General features: G+C 48.8%; 9 protein-coding genes. All 9 read right to left on the bottom strand.

Translation table 11 applies throughout. The features are described from left to right. Positions 1-258 precede the first annotated feature (258 nt). Positions 259-2643 (bottom strand): ABC transporter permease, encoded by a 2385-nt coding sequence (locus GO755_RS23625; RefSeq protein WP_157587763.1) that lies wholly within the window; start codon positions 2641-2643, stop codon positions 259-261. A gap of 84 nt (positions 2644-2727) precedes the next feature. Further along, positions 2728-3480, bottom strand: a complete 753-nt coding sequence (locus GO755_RS23630) for a GIN domain-containing protein (protein ID WP_198174907.1) — start codon at positions 3478-3480, stop codon at positions 2728-2730. A 194-nt stretch (positions 3481-3674) separates the two neighbouring features. Continuing rightward, entirely contained in the window at positions 3675-6062 is a 2388-nt protein-coding gene (locus tag GO755_RS23635) for an ABC transporter permease (protein WP_157587765.1), read from the bottom strand. 207 nt (positions 6063-6269) lie between these two features. Next, positions 6270-6905 carry a hypothetical protein gene (locus GO755_RS23640; protein ID WP_157587766.1) on the bottom strand — a complete coding sequence of 212 codons (636 nt, stop codon included), beginning with the start codon at positions 6903-6905 and terminating at the stop codon, positions 6270-6272. 262 nt (positions 6906-7167) lie between these two features. Further along, on the bottom strand, positions 7168-9615 hold the full coding sequence (locus GO755_RS23645; protein WP_157587767.1) for an FtsX-like permease family protein: 2448 nt from the start codon (positions 9613-9615) through the stop codon (positions 7168-7170). Between the two features lie 23 nt (positions 9616-9638). Next, positions 9639-12098 (bottom strand): ABC transporter permease, encoded by a 2460-nt coding sequence (locus GO755_RS23650; RefSeq protein WP_157587768.1) that lies wholly within the window; start codon positions 12096-12098, stop codon positions 9639-9641. Positions 12099-12113: 15 nt separating this feature from the next. Beyond that, the gene (locus GO755_RS23655; protein WP_157587769.1) at positions 12114-14492 is read right to left on the bottom strand and encodes an ABC transporter permease; all 2379 of its coding nucleotides are present in this window, start codon (positions 14490-14492) and stop codon (positions 12114-12116) included. 15 nt (positions 14493-14507) lie between these two features. Next, positions 14508-16901 carry an ABC transporter permease gene (locus tag GO755_RS23660; protein ID WP_157587770.1) on the bottom strand — a complete coding sequence of 798 codons (2394 nt, stop codon included), beginning with the start codon at positions 16899-16901 and terminating at the stop codon, positions 14508-14510. A 74-nt stretch (positions 16902-16975) separates the two neighbouring features. Next, positions 16976-19342 carry an ABC transporter permease gene (locus GO755_RS23665; protein WP_157587771.1) on the bottom strand — a complete coding sequence of 789 codons (2367 nt, stop codon included), beginning with the start codon at positions 19340-19342 and terminating at the stop codon, positions 16976-16978. Positions 19343-19398 lie beyond the last annotated feature (56 nt).

The raw sequence follows: 19398 nt of genomic DNA on the forward strand, positions 1-19398 counted from the left end.
TCCCTCCATCATCGTGCCAAGCGTGTATGTTGTTGTATATCAATATCTTCTCTATATATGAAGAAATCGGTTGTCCGATAGCGGACACTTTTTCGTACGAGTGCGGACAATGTCTGAACCGGGATTTTTATGATTTTACTGACCGACTTTGATTTTGTGAATTCAGCTTTCTTCGAAAACAAAATCAGTTTAATAGACAAAATCAAAGTCGGTCAGTAAAATCATAAAAATCCTGGCGGGGTCGCCCGCACGGTCAGATTACTCGCTTCGCAAACTCTTCACTGGATTCATTAGAGCAGCTTTGACGCTTTGGAAGCTTATTGTTAGCAGTGCGATACCTATTGCCAATGTACCTGCCAGCGCGAATACCCACCACTCGATGTCGATCTTATAGGCAAAATCCTGTAGCCACTGATTCATCACGTACCAGGCCAGGGGTGAGGCAATGACGATGGCGATCAGCACCAGCTTGACAAAATCTCCGGAAAGTAAGCCCACAATACTCGCCACAGATGCGCCCAGGACTTTCCGTACACCAATCTCTTTTGTGCGCTGTTCTGCTGTGAAAGCGGCCAGCCCAAATAGGCCCAAGCAGGCAATGAAGATGGCCATGCATGCAAAAATGGTTGCTAACGTACCAACGACTGTTTCGCTTTTGTAAAGTTTCTGGTATTCGGCATCTATGAACGAATACGTAAACGGAAGCTTTGGATTTAATTTCTTACAAAGAGCTTCGATACTGGCTAATGCCTGCTTTGTCTGACCGGGTTGAGTGCGTATCAGAATGTTGTTTGGGGACCAATTCTCTCCCAGACGAATAATGAGCGGGCGGATAGGTACGTGCAGTGAGTTGAAGTGGAAATCTTCAATCAGCCCGACAATCTTTCCTGGTTTCTTGCCAAATGAGAGTGGTTGACCAATGGGCGATCCGGCGATCCGGTCTTTATACCCCATCCGTTTGGCGGCCGACTGATTGATTAGGTAATTGCTTGAATCGGTACCAAAGTTTGGCGAGAAATCGCGGCCTTCGATTAACTTCAGTTTCAGGGTTTTGGCATAGTCATACCCAACTACGGTATTGTTGAACTGAATGGCACTGTTCGGATCTTTGCCTGGCCATTCTACTCCATCAGTTGTGTTTCCGTTTTGCAATGGATTGGTGAGCGCATGGGTAACGGTCTGAATGCCAGCTAGTCGAAGTAACTCCTGCTTAAACGTTGAATAGTTTCGAGCTAACTCACCTTCGCCGGGGATACTGATTAGATTTTCGCGGTCGTAGCCTAAATTCTTCGTTTGGATGTACTGAAGCTGCTTGTAAATGACCACCGTGCCTACAATCATCAGCATCGATAAAACAAACTGAAAGACTACCAGGCCACGCCGAAATAACTGTGCGCCCGCACCAAAACGTAGCGTCCCCTTTAGTACCCGAACAGGGTTGAGCGAAGACAGAAACAGGGCGGGATAACTTCCGGCCAGACTACTTGTGGCGACTAGCAATCCGGCTAATAAGGCCCAGAAAGAGGGCTGCTGTAGAGGAAGAACCAGTTGTTTGTCGGTCAGTAGGTTGAATGTTGGGAGAAGTAGATTGACGAGCACAACTGCCAGTACAAGTGCCAGAATCGTCAGGAGGAGGGCTTCGCCCATAAACTGCCCAATTAGGGAGGCTCGTTCGGCGCCTACCACTTTTCGAACCCCGACTTCCCGCGCTCGTTTTGTAGAACGTGCCGTAGCCAGATTCATAAAATTGATCCCGGCAATGAGCAATAGAAACACCGCGACAATGGCAAATAGCCGTACATATTCGATGCGCCCCCCATCGCGAATACCGTTTTTAAAATTGGAATACAGATACGCTTCGGTCTCGGGTTGTAGGAATAACTGAATGTCGTACGTGGGGCTAATGTCTTTGTTTCGACCTCTCAGGAATGTTTTAAGTTTGGCGTTTACTTTAGCCGGATCAGCATCTGGCCGAAGTTCGATGCGCGTATCAGGCCCGGCATTGTCCCATACGTTAATCCACGGATTGTGCTTTAAAAAGAGATCCCAGTTAAGCAGATAATCGTATTTATCGAGCGAATTGTTGGGCAAATTCTCGAATACCGCCGTCACCTGAAAATCTGTATTATTATCGAAGCGAACCGATTTGCCTAACGCAGCTTGTGGATTCCCGAAATAGGTTTCGGCCAGTTTTCGGGAGATAGCCACATTATTGGGCGCGTTGAGAGCCACAGCTGCCGTGCCCGCCAGCAACGGAATGTTGTACATCTTGAACCAGTCGGCACCGGCAAAGTGCCCTGTTTGCCGGGCTATTTTATTCCCAACGCTTACTACGTGCCCCTCCTTCGACGAGAATCCAGCCGCGTGAACAATCTCAGGAAACTGCCGCTTGAGTTCATCGGATAAGATTCCTGGCGTATCCTCGTCCGTAACAATCCGCCCGTCGGCAATTTCATTCTCCATGACCCGGTACAGATTGTTGCCATTGGCATACTGCTTTCCAATGCTCAGTTCATCCTGAATCCAGAGGAAAATGAGCAGGCTGGAGGCCATACCCAATGCCAGTCCCACGATGTTAATGGTGGAGAACGTTCTGTTTCGGATCAGGTTCCGATAGGCAATTTTGAGATAGGAACGGAGCATGGGAGTGTTATTTGGGCTAGGAGCCGGGTGCACGGAGCGGGGACTAGCAAACCCCCGCTCCGTGCACCCGGCTCCTCGCATTTATTATTCCGCTCGACGGATTGTTACTTCGCCGATTACCAGTCCTTTGCGCAGGTTGCCATCACCCGCGTACTTGATGTCAGATTCGCCGAATGCCATTACGCCGATTCGATTGGAGGCATAAACGTTCAACTGGCTATCGCCATACGAATGAACGGAAACCCGCTCGCCGATCAGGCTTTCCGTATCGAGTTTATTTTCACCGTAGATGCGATATTGCTGGTTGGCTGCCTTGCCCGATCGGATCGTTACTTTGTTTTCTCCGTACAGACTGACTTTGAGGTTATTCGCTGTTAAGCCTGCCAGATTAACCGTGGCCTGACCGTATACCTTTAGTTTGAATGAATCACTACGTAGATCACTCTGACAGGTGGCTTCTTCTTCGCCCCGTATTTGCAGGGCTTTTAGGCTTCGGTAGGTTACGTAAGCGGTTACTTTTACGCTCTTATCGTAAATCGGTCTTGTAAATTCCATATCACCATCTTTCCATTTCCGGTTCTTGACCGTAATTCGGGCGTCGTCGAGGTAGATGCTGAGGGTTTTATTCTGAACGGAATAATTCACTTTCTCGGGCTCAATATTCTGGTACTGCAACTGAATATTTTCCTGTTCACCCGCAACCAATACAATACTCACGTGGGGACTGGCAATTACTTTATCGAACGATGGCAAGACTTGAGCCGGTGTTTGGGCACGTACTAACAAGGTGGCTAATACGAAGAAAAGGGTTGTTCCGATTTTGCGTAGATTATTCATAATTAAGGGTATGTGTATTGATGTGACATCTAGTGATCGAATAAATTTGAAGTCAATCATTCGTAATTTAGTGTGACCCCGACGGGGTCAAATGTTTATAGGGATAATGACCTTTCTATACACATCTGACCCCGTCGGGGTCATACTAAATCACTACCTAATTTATCTCCGTGACCTTTGAATCTAAACCCAATTTATTCACTTCGCAGACTATTTACCGGGTTCATCAACGCGGCTTTTACGCTTTGGAAACTCACTGTTAGTAATGCAATGACAATAGCCAACAATCCAGACAAGGCGAAAATCCACCAGGTGATGTCGGCTTTATAGGCGAATCCCTGCAACCACTGGCTCATGGCGTACCAGGCCAGGGGCGAGGCAATGACGATCGAAATAAGTACCAGTTTCACAAAGTCTTTGGAGAGCATTGTTACGATACTGAAAACAGACGCGCCCAGCACTTTCCGAACACCGATTTCCTTGGTGCGCTGCTCAGCAGCAAAAGCCGCCAGACCGAACAGTCCCAGACAGGCAATGAACACCGCCAGCAACGTGAATGTCAATAAGACTTCGCCCTGTTTCTGCTCGGCTTTGTACTGCTTCGAGAAGTTCTCATCGAGGAAGTGGAAGTCCAGTGTAGCACTTGGATCGAAGGTGCGATACACAGACTGGATGTAAGCCAGCGCTTCGGTCACTTTTCCGGCCTGAATCCGAACATACATATTGTCTTTGTCCATCGGAGCGGGCATTTGCAAGACCAGCGGCTCAATTTTGTGCTGAAGCGAATAAGTATGAAAATCCTTTACCACGCCTACTACACGAGCTTCGGCTGTGTGTTTTTCCTGATCGATGTAATATTTCACCCGCTTGCCCACAGGCTCTTTCCAGCCGAGTTGCTTTGCTAAAGTCTCGTTGACTAACACAGCTCCCGACAAGTCGCTCTTGAATGATTCCGAGAAATTTCGACCACGTAGCAGTTTAATTTCCAGAGTATTCAGATAATCGGGGTCAACCATGAATTTCTGAACAACTTGTGTGTTGGATGGCAGTGCGCCATTCTGCTCGAAGAACATGCCGTTCCCACCGATATTATTATTCCCAATCGGGTTGCTGGCAGCCGATGCACCTTCAATCAACGGGCTTCGTTGTAGCGCTTTTTTGAGTGCATCGATACGTTGACGAACGTCTTCACTATTGATGTGAAACGTAAGTACCTGCTCTTTGTTGAAGCCTAAGTCGCTGTGCATCAAATAACTCATTTGTCGATACACAATGCCCGAACAGGCAATGAGTGCGACCGTTGCCACAAACTGAAACACCACCAGCGACTGTTTGAACAGAATACTTCCCGACTGATTCCCAACCTGTCCCCGCAGAGCCGATACCGGCCGGAAACTTGATAATCGTAACGCCGGATAGAGGCCGCTTAGTGCTCCGAGGCATACCGAAAGTACGATCACAACCAGGGCTGTAGTGCCTATACCGCCCATCGATAGCGTCTTGTCGGCCATCTGGTTGAAGTACGGCAAGGCCATTTTGGTGAGCATTGCACTGACAAAACCCGCCAGCAATGTCATGAGTATCGACTCGGTCAGGAACTGCCCGATCAGTTGCCATTTAAACGAACCAATTGCTTTCCGAACGCCCACTTCTCGGGTACGTTTGAGGGCGCGGGCCGTGTATAAATTCACGTAGTTAATGCAGGCAATGAGCAGAATCAATGCAGCTACGGCGGCAAAAATAGAGACCGTACGGGCGTTACCGTTCGCACTAATTTCGTAATCTAACTGCGAATTGAGGTGAATAGAGGTTAAGGGTTGAAGCTCCATCCGGTAGACAACGTCGGCACCCATTTCTTTTTTCAGATACTTCTGAAAAAAGCCGGGGAGCTTGGCTTCCAGCGTTTTATAGTTGCTGCCTTCATTGAGCAATAAATAGGTATAGAGTTCAAAACTCTGCCAGCCAGATGTGTAATTGTCGGGTAGCGACCGTAAGGCCTGGAATTGCAAATGGGAATTGGTCGGCACATCTTCGATAACACCCGTGACCGTATTCGGGAAATGGTTACTGAATTCAATGACCTTGCCAACGGCTTTACTGGCATCGCCAAACAGATTTTCGGCAATGCTTTTCGTGAGTACGATACTTTGTGGTTTGGTGAGGGCCGAAGCTGGATCGCCGTATAAAAAGGGAAATGTAAACACGTCGAACACCGACGGGTCTGTGAAGAAAATGTTATTCACGTCCATCTTTTTATCTCCAAACGTGATCTGACCACCTCCTTCGGTATTGAACCGAACGACCTTTTCAACTTCCGGATAATCGTTCTTCAACGCTGGCCCAAACGGTGCCGAGGTAGGCGCCAGTTTCAGGTTTCCACCCGGCCACTGCGCATAATGAACTACCCGAACAATGCGATCTGCCTTGGTGTGGAGTCGATCATAGCTCAACTCATCGGCTACATACAGAACCATCAACCAGACGGCCGCCATACCAATGGCCAGGCCAACTACATTGAGACCGCTAAACAGCTTGTTTTTCCAGAATGTCCGAATCGTAATCTTGACGTAATTGCCTAGCATAGCGGTAGATCGTTGAAGTTAAGAAGAGAAAACATACTGCCTTGTATATCTTACTGATCTAATGAAACCCAAATGCTATGCCAAAGGGGTAATCGATTGATTTTTAGTAAATTGGATTGTAGGGCGTAAAATTCAATGTCCGCAAACGGACGTAGGTCGTACAGTTGCGGACATGAAACTCTGGGGTTTCTACACAAATAGGAAGCTCTATTTCCCCGATTTTGGCAATCCTATTGACTTCTCAATTTCGTCGATGATCTGCTGCCGTTCCTTTTGCGATTTATTGGGCGCGTCGATGGTACGTTCGTAGGTGAAATCATCACCATCTTTCTGAAACTTATAGCGCAGGTACAATTGCCCGGCATCAGAATCGTACTTAACCTCCTTGGTGTATGGATGTTTCCCGCCCACAGCCATTGTCTGATTGTCTCCGTTGGTTACGGATATAGTTTCCTGATCGCTGCTGATAATAGCTACTGACTCAGGAGCGGTTGGCGGTGTAGGTGGGGCCAGGGGCGCTACGGGGGGCATTGGAGTCATTGGGGCGCGTAGAGACATCGCTGCACGAGGTGCCTTGGGTGGCTTTGGCGGTCTTGGTGGCGCCGGCATACTCACATTCAGTGAATCCAGAATGTGTTCACGAAGCGCATTTCGCTCATCCCGATTTAAGCTGGATACGTCGAACGTGCGATCATAATCAATCGGTTTTCCATCGACTGTGCCCTTAACCCGAATCGACAGGGTTTTGCCATCGTCGTTGATGTTGCGGCTAATAGAGGTGTTTTGCTGGGCAAGGGCCAGCGAAGCCGCTAGGGCTAGTAAAGTAGTTATAAGCGTTCGCATATTGATTGTTGTTAGTTTATTGTCAACGAGTTCATTACCCTAACAGACACCTATTTCTTCCGTACGTTGCTTGATGATGAAAGATGGCAGATAAAAAACGAGCGAACAGTATCCTCGGTCTGTGTCCTCACAGAACGCTGGCGGGGTTAGTCTTTGCTAAAGCGTTCTGTGAGGACACAGACAATAGCATGGAGCGTGGAGCGGAGTGCAATGGAGCAGGGAAAAATTACGCCTAGCCCTGCTCCGCGCACCTTGCTCCACGCTACTCCGACCGTAGAGAGGTAACTGGATTCATCAAGGCGGCTTTGATACTTTGGAAGCTGATGGTCAGCAACGCAATGCCCATCGCCAAGAGAGCTGCCAGAATGAATAGCCACCACTCGATGTTAATTTTATACGCGAAATCTTCCAGCCAACGATCCACACCCCACCAGGCAACGGGCGATGCGATCAGTACCGCAATGAGGATGAGCATCAAAAAATCTTTGGACAGCAGCGTAACAATACTGGCGACCGATGCACCCAACACCTTCCGCACCCCAATTTCCTTCGTCCGGCGTTCGGCCGTGAAAGTGACCAGGCCAAATAAACCCAGGCAACTGATGAACACGGCAATGCCCGTAGCCAGAGTGATCAGTTTCCCAAGGTTGCGTTCTTTGCCATAGAGTTCGGCTACTGATTCATCGAAGAATTTAGGGTCGAAGGGGTCATCGGGATAGGTGGCGCCCCAGAGCGTTTTGATTTGCGCCAGCGTTTGGTCGAACCCACTGGCACCCGTCCGCCGGAGCTTCACATTAAAGGTATAAAAATTGCCTTTCTGACTCATCAGCGCGGTTGGGTGAATGGCCGAATGAAGCGAGAGATGGTGAAAATCACGCACAACACCTACAATCGGCAGTTTGTCTAATACGTGCCCGACTGCATCGGCCGGATTCTGGAAGCCGATCCGTTTCGCCAGTGTTTCGTTGATAACATATTCCCGAGCCGTATCGCTTGGGAGCAGATTTCGCCCTGCTACTAATTTCATGCCGTATAAGGCCAGGTAAGCCGTATCGGCTTCTTTGCGGTATACGTTAACTTTTATCTTGCCCTTTTTACCCGCATATTCCAGCGTGGATGTAGACCAGCCACCGGCAATAGGAGTCTGGTTGGCCATACTCACTCGTTCCACACCCGACAGTTTCTGAATGCGATCTGCCAGCATAAAGCGGCTGTTTTGTTTGTCGCCGTTAAAAAAAGAGCTGGTTGGCGTATGGAGAATGACGATAGCTTCGCGTTGAAAACCCAGATCGGAGTTGATCAGGAAGCGTAGTTGCTGGCCAACCAATAAAGCGCCAACAATGAACACCTGTGCCACGACAAACTGCCCCACAATGAGCACTTTTCGTAGCCGGGAGCTACCACCCACGGTACCCGTTTGGTTACGCAGTGCCACCACTGGCGAAAGCCGTGATACTATAATCCCCGGATAAAGGCCAGCTAGCAGCGACGTAACAAGGGCCACACTGATTAAGAAAACGTATAGATGCGGATGAGAAAAGTCAAGCACGACACCCGTCGGCACAATATCGCCGAGATAAACTAGTGCGCCCTGCGCCAGTGCCAGCGCGATACCCGTTGCTAACAAGGTAAGCACGAAGGTTTCGCCCAGAAACTGGAACATTAACTGCCATCGTCCGCTACCCAATGACTTACGCACCCCGATTTCCTTGGCCCTCTGAGTCGACTGAGCCGTTGCCATGTTGATGAAATTGATGCAGGCCAGCAGTAATAAAAATCCGCCAACCAGACCGAGTATCAACAACGTTGGGCGGTGCGCTACGTGGCTGCCACTGGCGTAATCGGCGTCGAAATGGACATTGGCAAGCGGCTGAAGGATAAACCAGCGATTGCCTTTCTCTTCACTGGCAGGCATATGCCGCTCCACCATCTTGATGATTTGTTCACCTAACCGCTTTGGATCGGTACCGGGCGTTAGCGTAAGCAAACATTGCGACGATGAGTTCGTATTATTCCATTCCGTAAAACCCAGATTATCCTGACGCTTCTTGCTAGTGGTGACCGTAGCGAGAGCAACGAATGCCTGAAAATCAAAGTTGCTGGGTGCATCGAGGTCTTTAATTAAGCCCGAAACCGTCAGCGCAAGGGTGTCCCGATATTGCTGCCCTATGAGTTGACGACCTACTACTGCCGGACTGGCATCCCCGAAATACAAGCGGGCCTGCCGCTCCGTTAGCACAACCTGACCTGGTTTCGAGAGGGATGTTGCCGGAGAGCCAGCCAGCCACTTGCGGGGCAGGATAGAGAAGAAGTTACCATCGGTTGTTGCCAGCCACTCATGCTCTTTTTCTGGCGCACGAAACCGGAGCGGCTCGGCACCCGGACGAGGCACTTCAACAACCTGAAAACTGCCCGTATGAAAAGCCGCAACCGCTTTCGTTCCAGTCAGTTCTGTACGTACGGCTGCCGGAATTGGGGCCGACAAACCGGGGTTGTGGTAAAAATCGTCACCAAATTTAAACTTCGATACCAGTCGATACACCTGTCCACTGTTGGGGACATGCTGATCGAAATTAAACTCAAACTGAACGATCAGGTAAATGACCAGACAAGCTGCAACACCTACCGATAAGCCCGCTACGTTGAGCGCAGTGGTCAGGCGATTGCGACCAAGGTTGCGAATCGCAATTTTGAGGTAACTTTTGAGCATGGATGTTTAAGTTAAGAGACGCATTATTCACTGCGTAAACTTTTCACTGGATTCATCAAGGCGGCTTTCACACTTTGGAAACTTACGGTTAACAAGGCAATACCTATCGCCAACAGACCCGCTAACGCAAATAGCCACCATTCGATGTCGATTTTGTAGGCGAAATCCTGAAGCCACTGATTCATCACGTACCAGGCAACCGGAGTGGCGACTACGATGGCTATGAGCACTAATTTAAGGAAATCGGTGGAAAGTAAGGCCACAATGCTCGCAACTGATGCACCAAGGACTTTGCGTAGCCCTATTTCTTTCGTGCGCTGATTGGCAGCAAAGGTGATAAGCCCGAATAAACCAAGGCACGAAATGAAAATGGAGATAGCGGCAAAAATTCGGAAGGCGTCGAAGACGAGTTGCTCAATGATGTAATTCTTCGTGAGGGCTTCGTTCAGAAAAGTGTACTGATACACATCGTCGGGAAACAGCTTTTTCCAGGTCGTTTCGATGAAACTGAGCGTTTGTGGAAGGCTTAACAAGCGACCATTTTGCGTTTGTATCTGTAAATGAATCTGATCGTAGAAGCCTGTATTCCAGCACATCATGACACAGGGCTTAATGGGCTGTTGCAGGGATGTATTATGAAAATCCTTCACAACACCCAGAATAGGTGCGACGCCTTCATTAATGATAATGGTTTGACCAATAGCCTTCTCGGGTGTTAGCCCCAGCAGTTGAACCATCGTTTCATTGACCACAAACGCATTGAAAGGCTTCCCTTCCGGCAAATCATTGGATTGGGTAAACCAGCGTCCGGCTACTATTTTTAGGCCGAAAAGTGATTGGTAGGCCAGATCGACGAACTTCTCTTCGGCCTGTCGATTCATTTGTTCCGCTTCGGATTTCAGTCGGAAACTGGTGCCGTAATGGTTATTGGTAATGGGGGCTCCTGAACCAAAACTGACATTGGTAACATTGGGGTTTTGCAGTAATTGATTCCGAAAGGTTGTCAGCTTTCCCGGTATCTGATTGCGCGGCCCGTTGATTGTCAGGACGGCATCTTTGGTGAAACCCAGCTCTTTATCCTTAAATAAATTCATTTGCCTGCTGGCCACAAACGTGCCAACGAGCAGGCCGTACGTAATGCAGAATTGTAAGACAATTAAGCCATGCCGAAGTGAAAAGCGATCTCGCCGTTGGGGAGTGATGTTCTTTAAGGCACTAATCGGCTGGAAATTAGAGAGTACCAGGGCCGGATAAAAGCCAGCCAGTAAGGCAACAACCAAAATCAGCCCCGCACTAAAGGCCCAAATTGTGACATCGGCACTGAGATTCAGGTCAATGATCGTCAACGACTGATTCACCCAGTTCAGTAGTGCATTGAGCGCTCCCAGCGACAATAAACCCGCTACGACCGCAATCAGGAGCGTTTCGCCAATGAACTGACTGAATAACTGGACCTGCGTACTACCCACTACTTTGCGAACGCCCACTTCTTTTCGTCGTCGGATGGCCTGAGCGGTCGTTAGGTTAATGAAGTTGAAGGAAGCAATCAGAATCAGGAAAACGGCCAGACTCGCCAACCCCCAAAGCATATCCCGACTAACGACGTAGCTACCCAGCGAATTTCCGTATAACGGTTCTGTATGAATCTCGGAAAGTGGTTGAAGCACGTAGCTAATCCGGCGAATGTCTTCCGGTTTCATGTACTTCTTTTGTAACGACACTAGTTGGCGTTCAACGGCTTTCGGATCGGTCCCAGCGGGTAACGTAACGTAGGTTGTTCCCTCATAATTACCCGACCAGTTCGTGGCCTGATATTGGTTGTTTGCTTTGAAAAAGGCATAGTTAATGAGCAGATCGAAGGGCAGATTCGTGTTGGAAGGTGGGTTGCGAATGATGCCCAATACGGTTAGCGCATTCGAGTTGTTTAGCGTTAGCTGTTTGCCCACTACCTGCTCAAGGTGGTCAGTATAACTGGCAAAATAGCGCTCCGCCAGTTTTTGCGTCAACACAACCGCATTGGGTTGTTGAAAGGCCGTTTGGGCATTTCCTGCCAGCCAGATGCCATTTGGAAAAGTGGTAGCAAAGTCGAAGGTTTGCAAATACTGAGCATCTGCAAACATAACGCGCTTTTCTTCAAACCGATGGACTGTCCCCCGGCTATCAACCGAATTAATCAGGCGGCTTTCAGGCCCCGCCGTCTGCGTAACGCCAACCCCCGGAATATCCTGACGGATAGCTTCGGCTAAAGGATAAGCCGTTGTGGGCCAGTGCTGCACACTCTCCGACGTTCGATTGTGTTGCACAACCCGATAAATCCGACCCGCATTCGTGTGCGATTGATCGAAGCTAAGTTCGTAGCGGACGAAGAGATAGATGACTAAACAGCAGGTTATCCCCAGCGTCAATCCCAGTACGTTAATAACCGCGTTTGTCTTATCGGCCCAAAGACGGCGAAAAGCGATTTTGAAATAGTTCGTTAGCATAGGGGAGTGGGTTTACTATTCAGATCGTAAACTTTTGACCGGGTTCATCAGGGCGGCTTTGATGCTTTGGAAACTGATGGTCAATAGCGCAATACCTACTGCCGACAGCCCGGCCAACACGAATACCCACCATTCAATGTCGATGTGGTACGCGAAGTTTTGTAGCCACTGATTCATGACATACCAGGCAATTGGGCTGGCGATCAGAATGGCAACGCCCACTGGTTTCAGAAAATCGCCGGAAAGCAGACTTACCACACTGCCTACCGATGCGCCCAATACTTTGCGAACGCCAATTTCTTTGGTACGTTGCTGGGCCGAAAAAGAGGCTAAACCAAACAGACCCAAGCAGGCGATGAAAATGGCTAAACCGGCGAAAATGCTCAAAATCGTTTGCTGACGTAGATCCGCCTGGTACATCTGGTCGAATTGTTGGTCTAAAAAGTGGTACTCGAACGGATAAGCCGGTCGCGTTTTAGCATACAACTGTCGAATGGTCTCGACCGTAGCGGGCAGGTCGCCGGGTCTCAGCTTAATCAAAGCGGCACGCCGGTCGTCGTTGGGCGCAATCACCAACGGCTCTATGGGGTCTTTTAAGGAAAGGAAATTAAAATCCTCGACCACCCCAATAATTGTCCGGTTCGTGCTGTCTTGTATTGTATTTTTTATCCACTTGCCAATGGCTTCTTTCGGAGTCCAGCCCAGTCTAGCAGCCGCCGTTCGATTAATTAGAACAGCACGAGCCGTATCGGTGGGGAACTGGGGCGAAAAGTCCCGGCCCGCAATCACCTTCAAACCCAGGGTTTTTACATAATCGAAATCGGCAAACTCCGTTCGGGCTTTCCATCGGTTGGGCTGAGACTCTACATCAAACATATGCCCATCGAAAAAACCACCCGGCTCGCCCGACATCATCGAAACGGCCTCCACCCGGCTCTGAGCAAGAATCTCCGGCTTATGCGTCAGGAAGAAATTATAGATGTCGTTATTATCGATGGGGATTACCAGGGTTTGTTCTTTGTTATACCCAAGCTGTTTGTTTTTGAGATAGCCCATTTGTTGAGTACCGATGGCAGTTCCGAGCATGAGTAATATCGAAATACTGAACTGCACCACCACCAGCACCTGCCTTAAGGAAATACCACCTTTGCCTAATCGTAATTTACCTTTCAGTGCCTGAATGGGCGAAAAGGCTGCCAGTACAAACGCCGGATAACTACCCGACAGGAAACCCGCTACCACCATAATTCCGATCAGAAAGAGCACGATCGGCAGCGCATAAACGGCCAGGTTCAACGGGTAGCCTAGCAGTTGTCTGTAAGCCGGTAAAACCAATGCCAGCAAGCCTACCGAGAGTAGGCACGAGAGGGCTGTTAACAGGAGTGATTCGCCAATGAACTGCCACACCAGATGCCCTTTAATGGCCCCTAATACTTTCCGAACCCCAATTTCTTTTGATCGCTCTACCGCCCGAACCGTCGACAGGTTCATGAAATTGATGCAGGCCACCAATAGAATCAGAATAGCAATTGACAGGAAGATATAAACCACTCGTTTATCGCCATGTTTGGCCCCGTCGAAGACTGCCTGTTCAAAGTAAATATCGTGTAACGGTGTGAGTGACAGGGTAAAATGAAAGCCGGACTCTTTCATAATAAGCCCCATGTGTTTATCCATAAAGCGCGGAAAATTTCGCTCAATCTGTTCTTCACTGGCCGTTGGGTCAAGCTGCACGTAGGTGTAAATACCGTTATTGATCCAGCGGGTCATGTAGCCCCGGTCTTTATAGTTTTCCAGTGGTATCACCAGATCAAAGTCCAGATGGGAATTAGCAGGCACATCCTGCGCAATCCCCGTGACTTTTAGGGGCAGATTTTTATCGACTTCAACGATTTTACCCATGGCGTTGTCGATACTACCAAAGTATTTTCTGGCTGTCGATTCGGTGAGCACGACACTCGCCGGTTCGAGCAATACCGTAGCTGGATCGCCTTTGATCAGCGGGAAGGAAAAGAACGTGAAAAAGTTAGGATCGACATCAATAATTTTCCGCTCGTGAAACGATTTGTCCTTGGAAGTTATCAAGGCATCGGTCGGGTTTACTCGTACTGCCTGCGTGATTTGCCCCTTAAAATCGTTCAGTAGTGCAGGCGCATAAGGCCCCGACAGGTAGGAAACTCCGACTTCTTTGCCCTCATTCTGTATGCCACGCATGACGCGATAGATGGATTTTCCATTTTTGTGGAAATTATCTACGCTAAACTCATTCATGATGAACAGGAAGATCATCAGGCACACCGTAATACCCGTAGACAGGCCCAACAGGTTAATAATCGAAAAAACCTTGTTTCGGGTCAGATTGCGAAAAGCGATTTTGATATAGTTCGATAGCATGAGGGAGAGGTTTGGCTATTCAGATCGTAAACTCTTGACCGGATTCATCAAGGCGGCTTTGATACTTTGGAAACTGATCGTCAGCAAGGCAATGCCTATAGCCAACAGACCGGCGAGTGCGAAAATCCACCACTCGATGTCGAGCTTATAGGCGAATCCTTGCAGCCATTGATTCATGGCGTACCAGGCCAGGGGAGAGGCAATGACGATAGCGATCAACACTAGTTTCAGGAAATCTTTGGAAAGCAGGCTAATAACACCACCAACGGATGCGCCTAACACTTTACGCACCCCAATCTCCTTAGTACGTTGTTCCGCCATGAACGCCGACAAACCGAACAAACCCAGGCAGGAAATAAAGATGGCCAGGAACGCGAAGTAATTAGCGAGACTGCCAACGACGGCTTCGCTTTTGTACAGCTTCTGATATTCATCGTCAATGAACCGGTACGCAAATGGAAACTTCGGATTCATCTCTTTCCACAGTGTTTCTATACTGGCCAGCGCCTGTGTTGTCTGACCCGGTTGCGTACGGATGATAAAATTATGCCTGTCAAGATCGGTACCTAAGCGCAGAATGATGGGCGTAATGGGGATGTGCAAGGACTGAAAATGAAAATCCTTCAGCACACCAACTATTTTTCCCGGCCTATTCCACATCGTAATCGGTTGTCCAACGAGTGAACCAGTGACCTTGTTTTTGTTATCAATTCGCCGGGCAGCTGCTTCATTGATCAGGTAATTGGTGGTGTCTGTCCCGAATTCCGGCGAAAAATCGCGGCCTTCTACGGTTAATTTCAGGGTTTTAATGAGATCATAGCCCACCGCTGTTTGGGTAAATTCGATGTTTGAATTCGGGTCTTTTCCGGGCCATTTTATGCCACCTGTACTGCTGCCAATATTGTTAGGTGCTTCCTGCATGGATGATACCGACATGATTCCGGGCTTGCGCAACAACTCATCTTTAAATGTTTTGTAGGTCGACATTGTCGCGAGGTCTCCTTCAATTGGGATGTAAAGCAGATTCTCGCGGTCGTAACCAAGGTTTGTCGTTTGCACATAATTGACCTGCCGATACACGATGATCGTACCGACAATGAGCAACATGGATAAGACAAACTGGAAGACAACCAAACCCTGCCGGAATAACCGGGCGCCTGAACCAAACTTGAGCGAACCCTTCAATACCCGAACCGGCTCAAGTGATGATAAAAACAGGGCGGGGTAGCTACCAGCAATCAATCCGGTGAGTAACGCCATACCAATTAGCAATAACCAGAAGGAATATTGGGTGGAATTCAGGCTTATGTGCTTACCGGTTAATGTATTAAACTGAGGCAGCAGGAAGAAAACAAGAGCCAGTGCAACGACTAACGCCAGAAAGGTAAACAACAACGCTTCGCCAATGAATTGACCGGCCAGTACACTCCGCACCGCACCAATTACCTTCCGAACGCCCACTTCCTTCGCTCGTTTTACCGAACGGGCTGTGGCTAGGTTCATGAAATTGATGCAGGCAATCAGCAACAGAAATACGGCGACAATACTAAACAACCGAACGTATTCAATGCGTCCGCCATCCTGTTTGCCATTCCTGAAGTTGGAATACAGATAACTATCGGGGTAAGCTTGCAGAAAGAGCTGGGCGTCGAACCCTTTGCCCATGTCCTCCTTATTATACTTCCGCAAAAGCGGTAAGATCTTTGCATCCAGACTGGCTATGTTCGCGTCAGGCCGAACCATAATGCGGGTGTGTGGGCCGTTGCTGCCCCATTGTTTCATCCAGGGATTGCGGGCGATGCAATCCTGCCAGTTGAGTAGAAAGTCGTATTTGTCCGACGAATTTTCGGGTAGGTTTTCAAAGACAGCGTTGACCTGATAGTCTTGTTTATTGTCAATGCGGATGCTTTTGCCAAGAGCGGCTACCGGATTGCCGAAATAGAATTCAGCGACTTTTCGGGAGATGGCCAGACTGTTCGGGGAGTTCAGTGCCGTTTGCGGTGTTCCGGCCAGGAGCGGAATCGTGAACATCTTAAACCAGTCGGCTCCAGCCCAGTGGCCTGATTCTTTATTAATCTTGTCACCAACGGCAAATGTCATTTGGGCATCCCAGCCCGTATAGCTAGCTGCATAGACAATTTCGGGAAATAGCTTTTTCAGCTCGTCGGCGAGTATACCTGGTGTGTACTTTCCTGCGTCTACCTTCCCATCATAGTATTGGCGTTGCATAACATTATACAACTGAGGACCATTGGCGTGGAAGTTATCCACATTTAGCTCATCCTTTATCCACAGAAAGATCAGCAGGCTACACGCCATGCCGAGCGACAATCCTAAAACGTTGATAGCCGAGAAGGCTTTGTTGCGAATAATGTTTCGCCAGGCGATTTTGATGTAGTTGAGAAGCATAGGTGTAATGCCGACCGTCCCGGTCGGGTGTTAAATAGTTTATTCGCGATGTCGCCCGACCGGGACGGTCGGTATTACTCAGAACGTAACGATTTCACCGGATTCATCAGCGCAGCTTTCACGCTTTGGAAACTCACTGTCAACAACGCAATAAACACGGCCATGAGACCAGCTACCGCAAATACCCACCACTCAATGTCGAGCTTAAAGGCAAAACCCGCTAACCACTGACTCATGGCATACCACGCCAAAGGCGTAGCTAAGACAATGGCAATGAAAACTGGTTTCAGGAAATCAACGGATAGCAGACTGACAATACCCGTAACCGATGCGCCCAGCACTTTGCGAACGCCAATCTCTTTGGTACGTTGCTCAGCGGTAAACATCGCCAAACCGAATAGCCCTAAACATGAAATGAAGATGGCCAGAAACGCAAACACATTGGCTAGCTGGCTAACTAAGGTTTCGCTGTGGTACTGCCGATTGAACTCGTCGTCGGCAAAGTGATAATCGAATGGGTATTTGGGGTTGAGTGCTTTCCAGGTGTTTTCCAAAGCCGCGAGTGTCTCTTTCGTTTTGCCGGGTTGCGTTTTCACAATGGCGAATCCGAACGAGGACGCTGGCTGGAAGTTGACCATAAGCGCGGCAATGGGATCATGCAGCGAATGAATATGGAAATCTTTCATCACTCCGATAATCGTTCCTTTTCGGCCATTATAGACGATTGGCTGACCAACCGGATTCTTAAGGTTCATGACCTTCGCGGCTGTCTCGTTGATAAGAATATTCGCCGAATCGGTACCGAACGATGGGGAGAAATCACGACCGGCTGCCAGTTGAATCTTCATCGTTTTGGTGAAGTCGTAGCTGGCCTCCAGTTGCCAGAGACCCGTTTTGTCGTCGGCGGCTTTGCCCGGCCAACTAATACCGTCCGTTGCCATTCCGATGCTGGTTGGCATGCTTGACGCTCGTGTCATGTTCTGCACCGTACCCGATTGCAGCATCTGCTGTTTAAAGGCGTCATACTTGCCAGTTAAAGTGCCTTCAAGCGGTACATAAATGATGTTTTCGCGATCAAGGCCCAGGTTGAGCGTTTGTATGTAGTTCATCTGCCGAAAAACTATGGCCGTGCAGACAATGAGCGCAATCGACAACGTAAACTGAAATACAACCAGTCCCCGACGGAGTAAAGCCGCGCTCGGCTTAAACTTAAGGGAGCCCTTAAGTACGGTAATCGGATTCATCGATGCGAGCACCAGCGCTGGGTAGCTTCCGGCAATAAATCCGGTCAGGAGCGTAAATCCGAGGATTGTCAAAATGAATTGAGGCTCCGAAAAGGGAATCGACAGATGTTTTTCGGTTAATGAGTTGAACGTGGGTATCAACGCCAGTACCAGAATCAGTGCTACTATGACCGATAGGAATGTTGTCAGAACGGCTTCGGCCATAAACTGACCAAACAACAAACCTTTAACCGCCCCAACCACTTTCCGTACGCCTACTTCCTTCGCCCGTTTTACGGATCGGGCCGTAGCCAGATTCATAAAGTTGACGCAGGCAATCAGCAGAATAAAAATAGCCACAATGGAGAACAACCGAACGTATTCGATTCGTCCACCGTCGGCAATACCTTTGGTGAATTTGGAATACAGATACATCTCGCGATAGGGTTGCAGGGCCATCGACTTGTCTTTCACCGTTGGATCTTTGTGGTGCAGAAAATCCTGAATCTTCGCGTCAATATTCGCCAGTGAAGCATCGGGGCGAAGCCTTACATACGTAGGCGGGCCGTAGTGATCGAAACCCGCCACCATCCAGGAATTGTCGATGAAACAATTGGCAACGGGCAGCACGAAATCAAACTGAAGAGACGAGTTGTGCGGCACATTGGCCGATACGCCCGTTACCATGTAATCCCGCTTATCATCGACCCGAATAATTTTGCCGATTGGGTTCTCTGCACCAAAATAAGCCTCAGCCATTTTTTGCGAAATGACCATGTTATTCGGAGCGGCTAAAACGGTTTTGGGGTCGCCCTGCAACAAAGGAAATTCGAACATGCTGAAGAAGCTGGGACTGGCATAGCGACCGTTTTCTTTTCCGATTTTTGTACCAATGGAAACAAGTTGTTTGTAATCCCAGATAACCGTGCAGGCTTCCGTAATCTCCGGAATTTCCTGTTTCAACGCTTCCGAAAGACGACCTGGCGTTGCGTCCATACTGTTCGCTATGCTTCCGTTTTTCTCTTTGTTGTGAATAACGACCTTATAAAGCTGGTCGCTGTCGGGCAGGAAGGTGTCGTAACTACGCTCATCCTGCACCCATAGATAAATGAATAGGCTACAGGTAATTCCCAGTCCCAGGCCGAGAATATTAATGGCCGAAAAGCTCTTGTTTCGAGTCAGATTTCGCCAGGCGATTTTGATGTAGTTCGTTAGCATAGGTTGTAGTGCCGCTCCGGCGGCCCGGCGACCGGGACGGTCGGGTTATAAATAGG

It is taken from the genome of Spirosoma arboris (assembly GCF_009754945.1).
GTDB lineage: Bacteria > Bacteroidota > Bacteroidia > Cytophagales > Spirosomataceae > Spirosoma > Spirosoma arboris.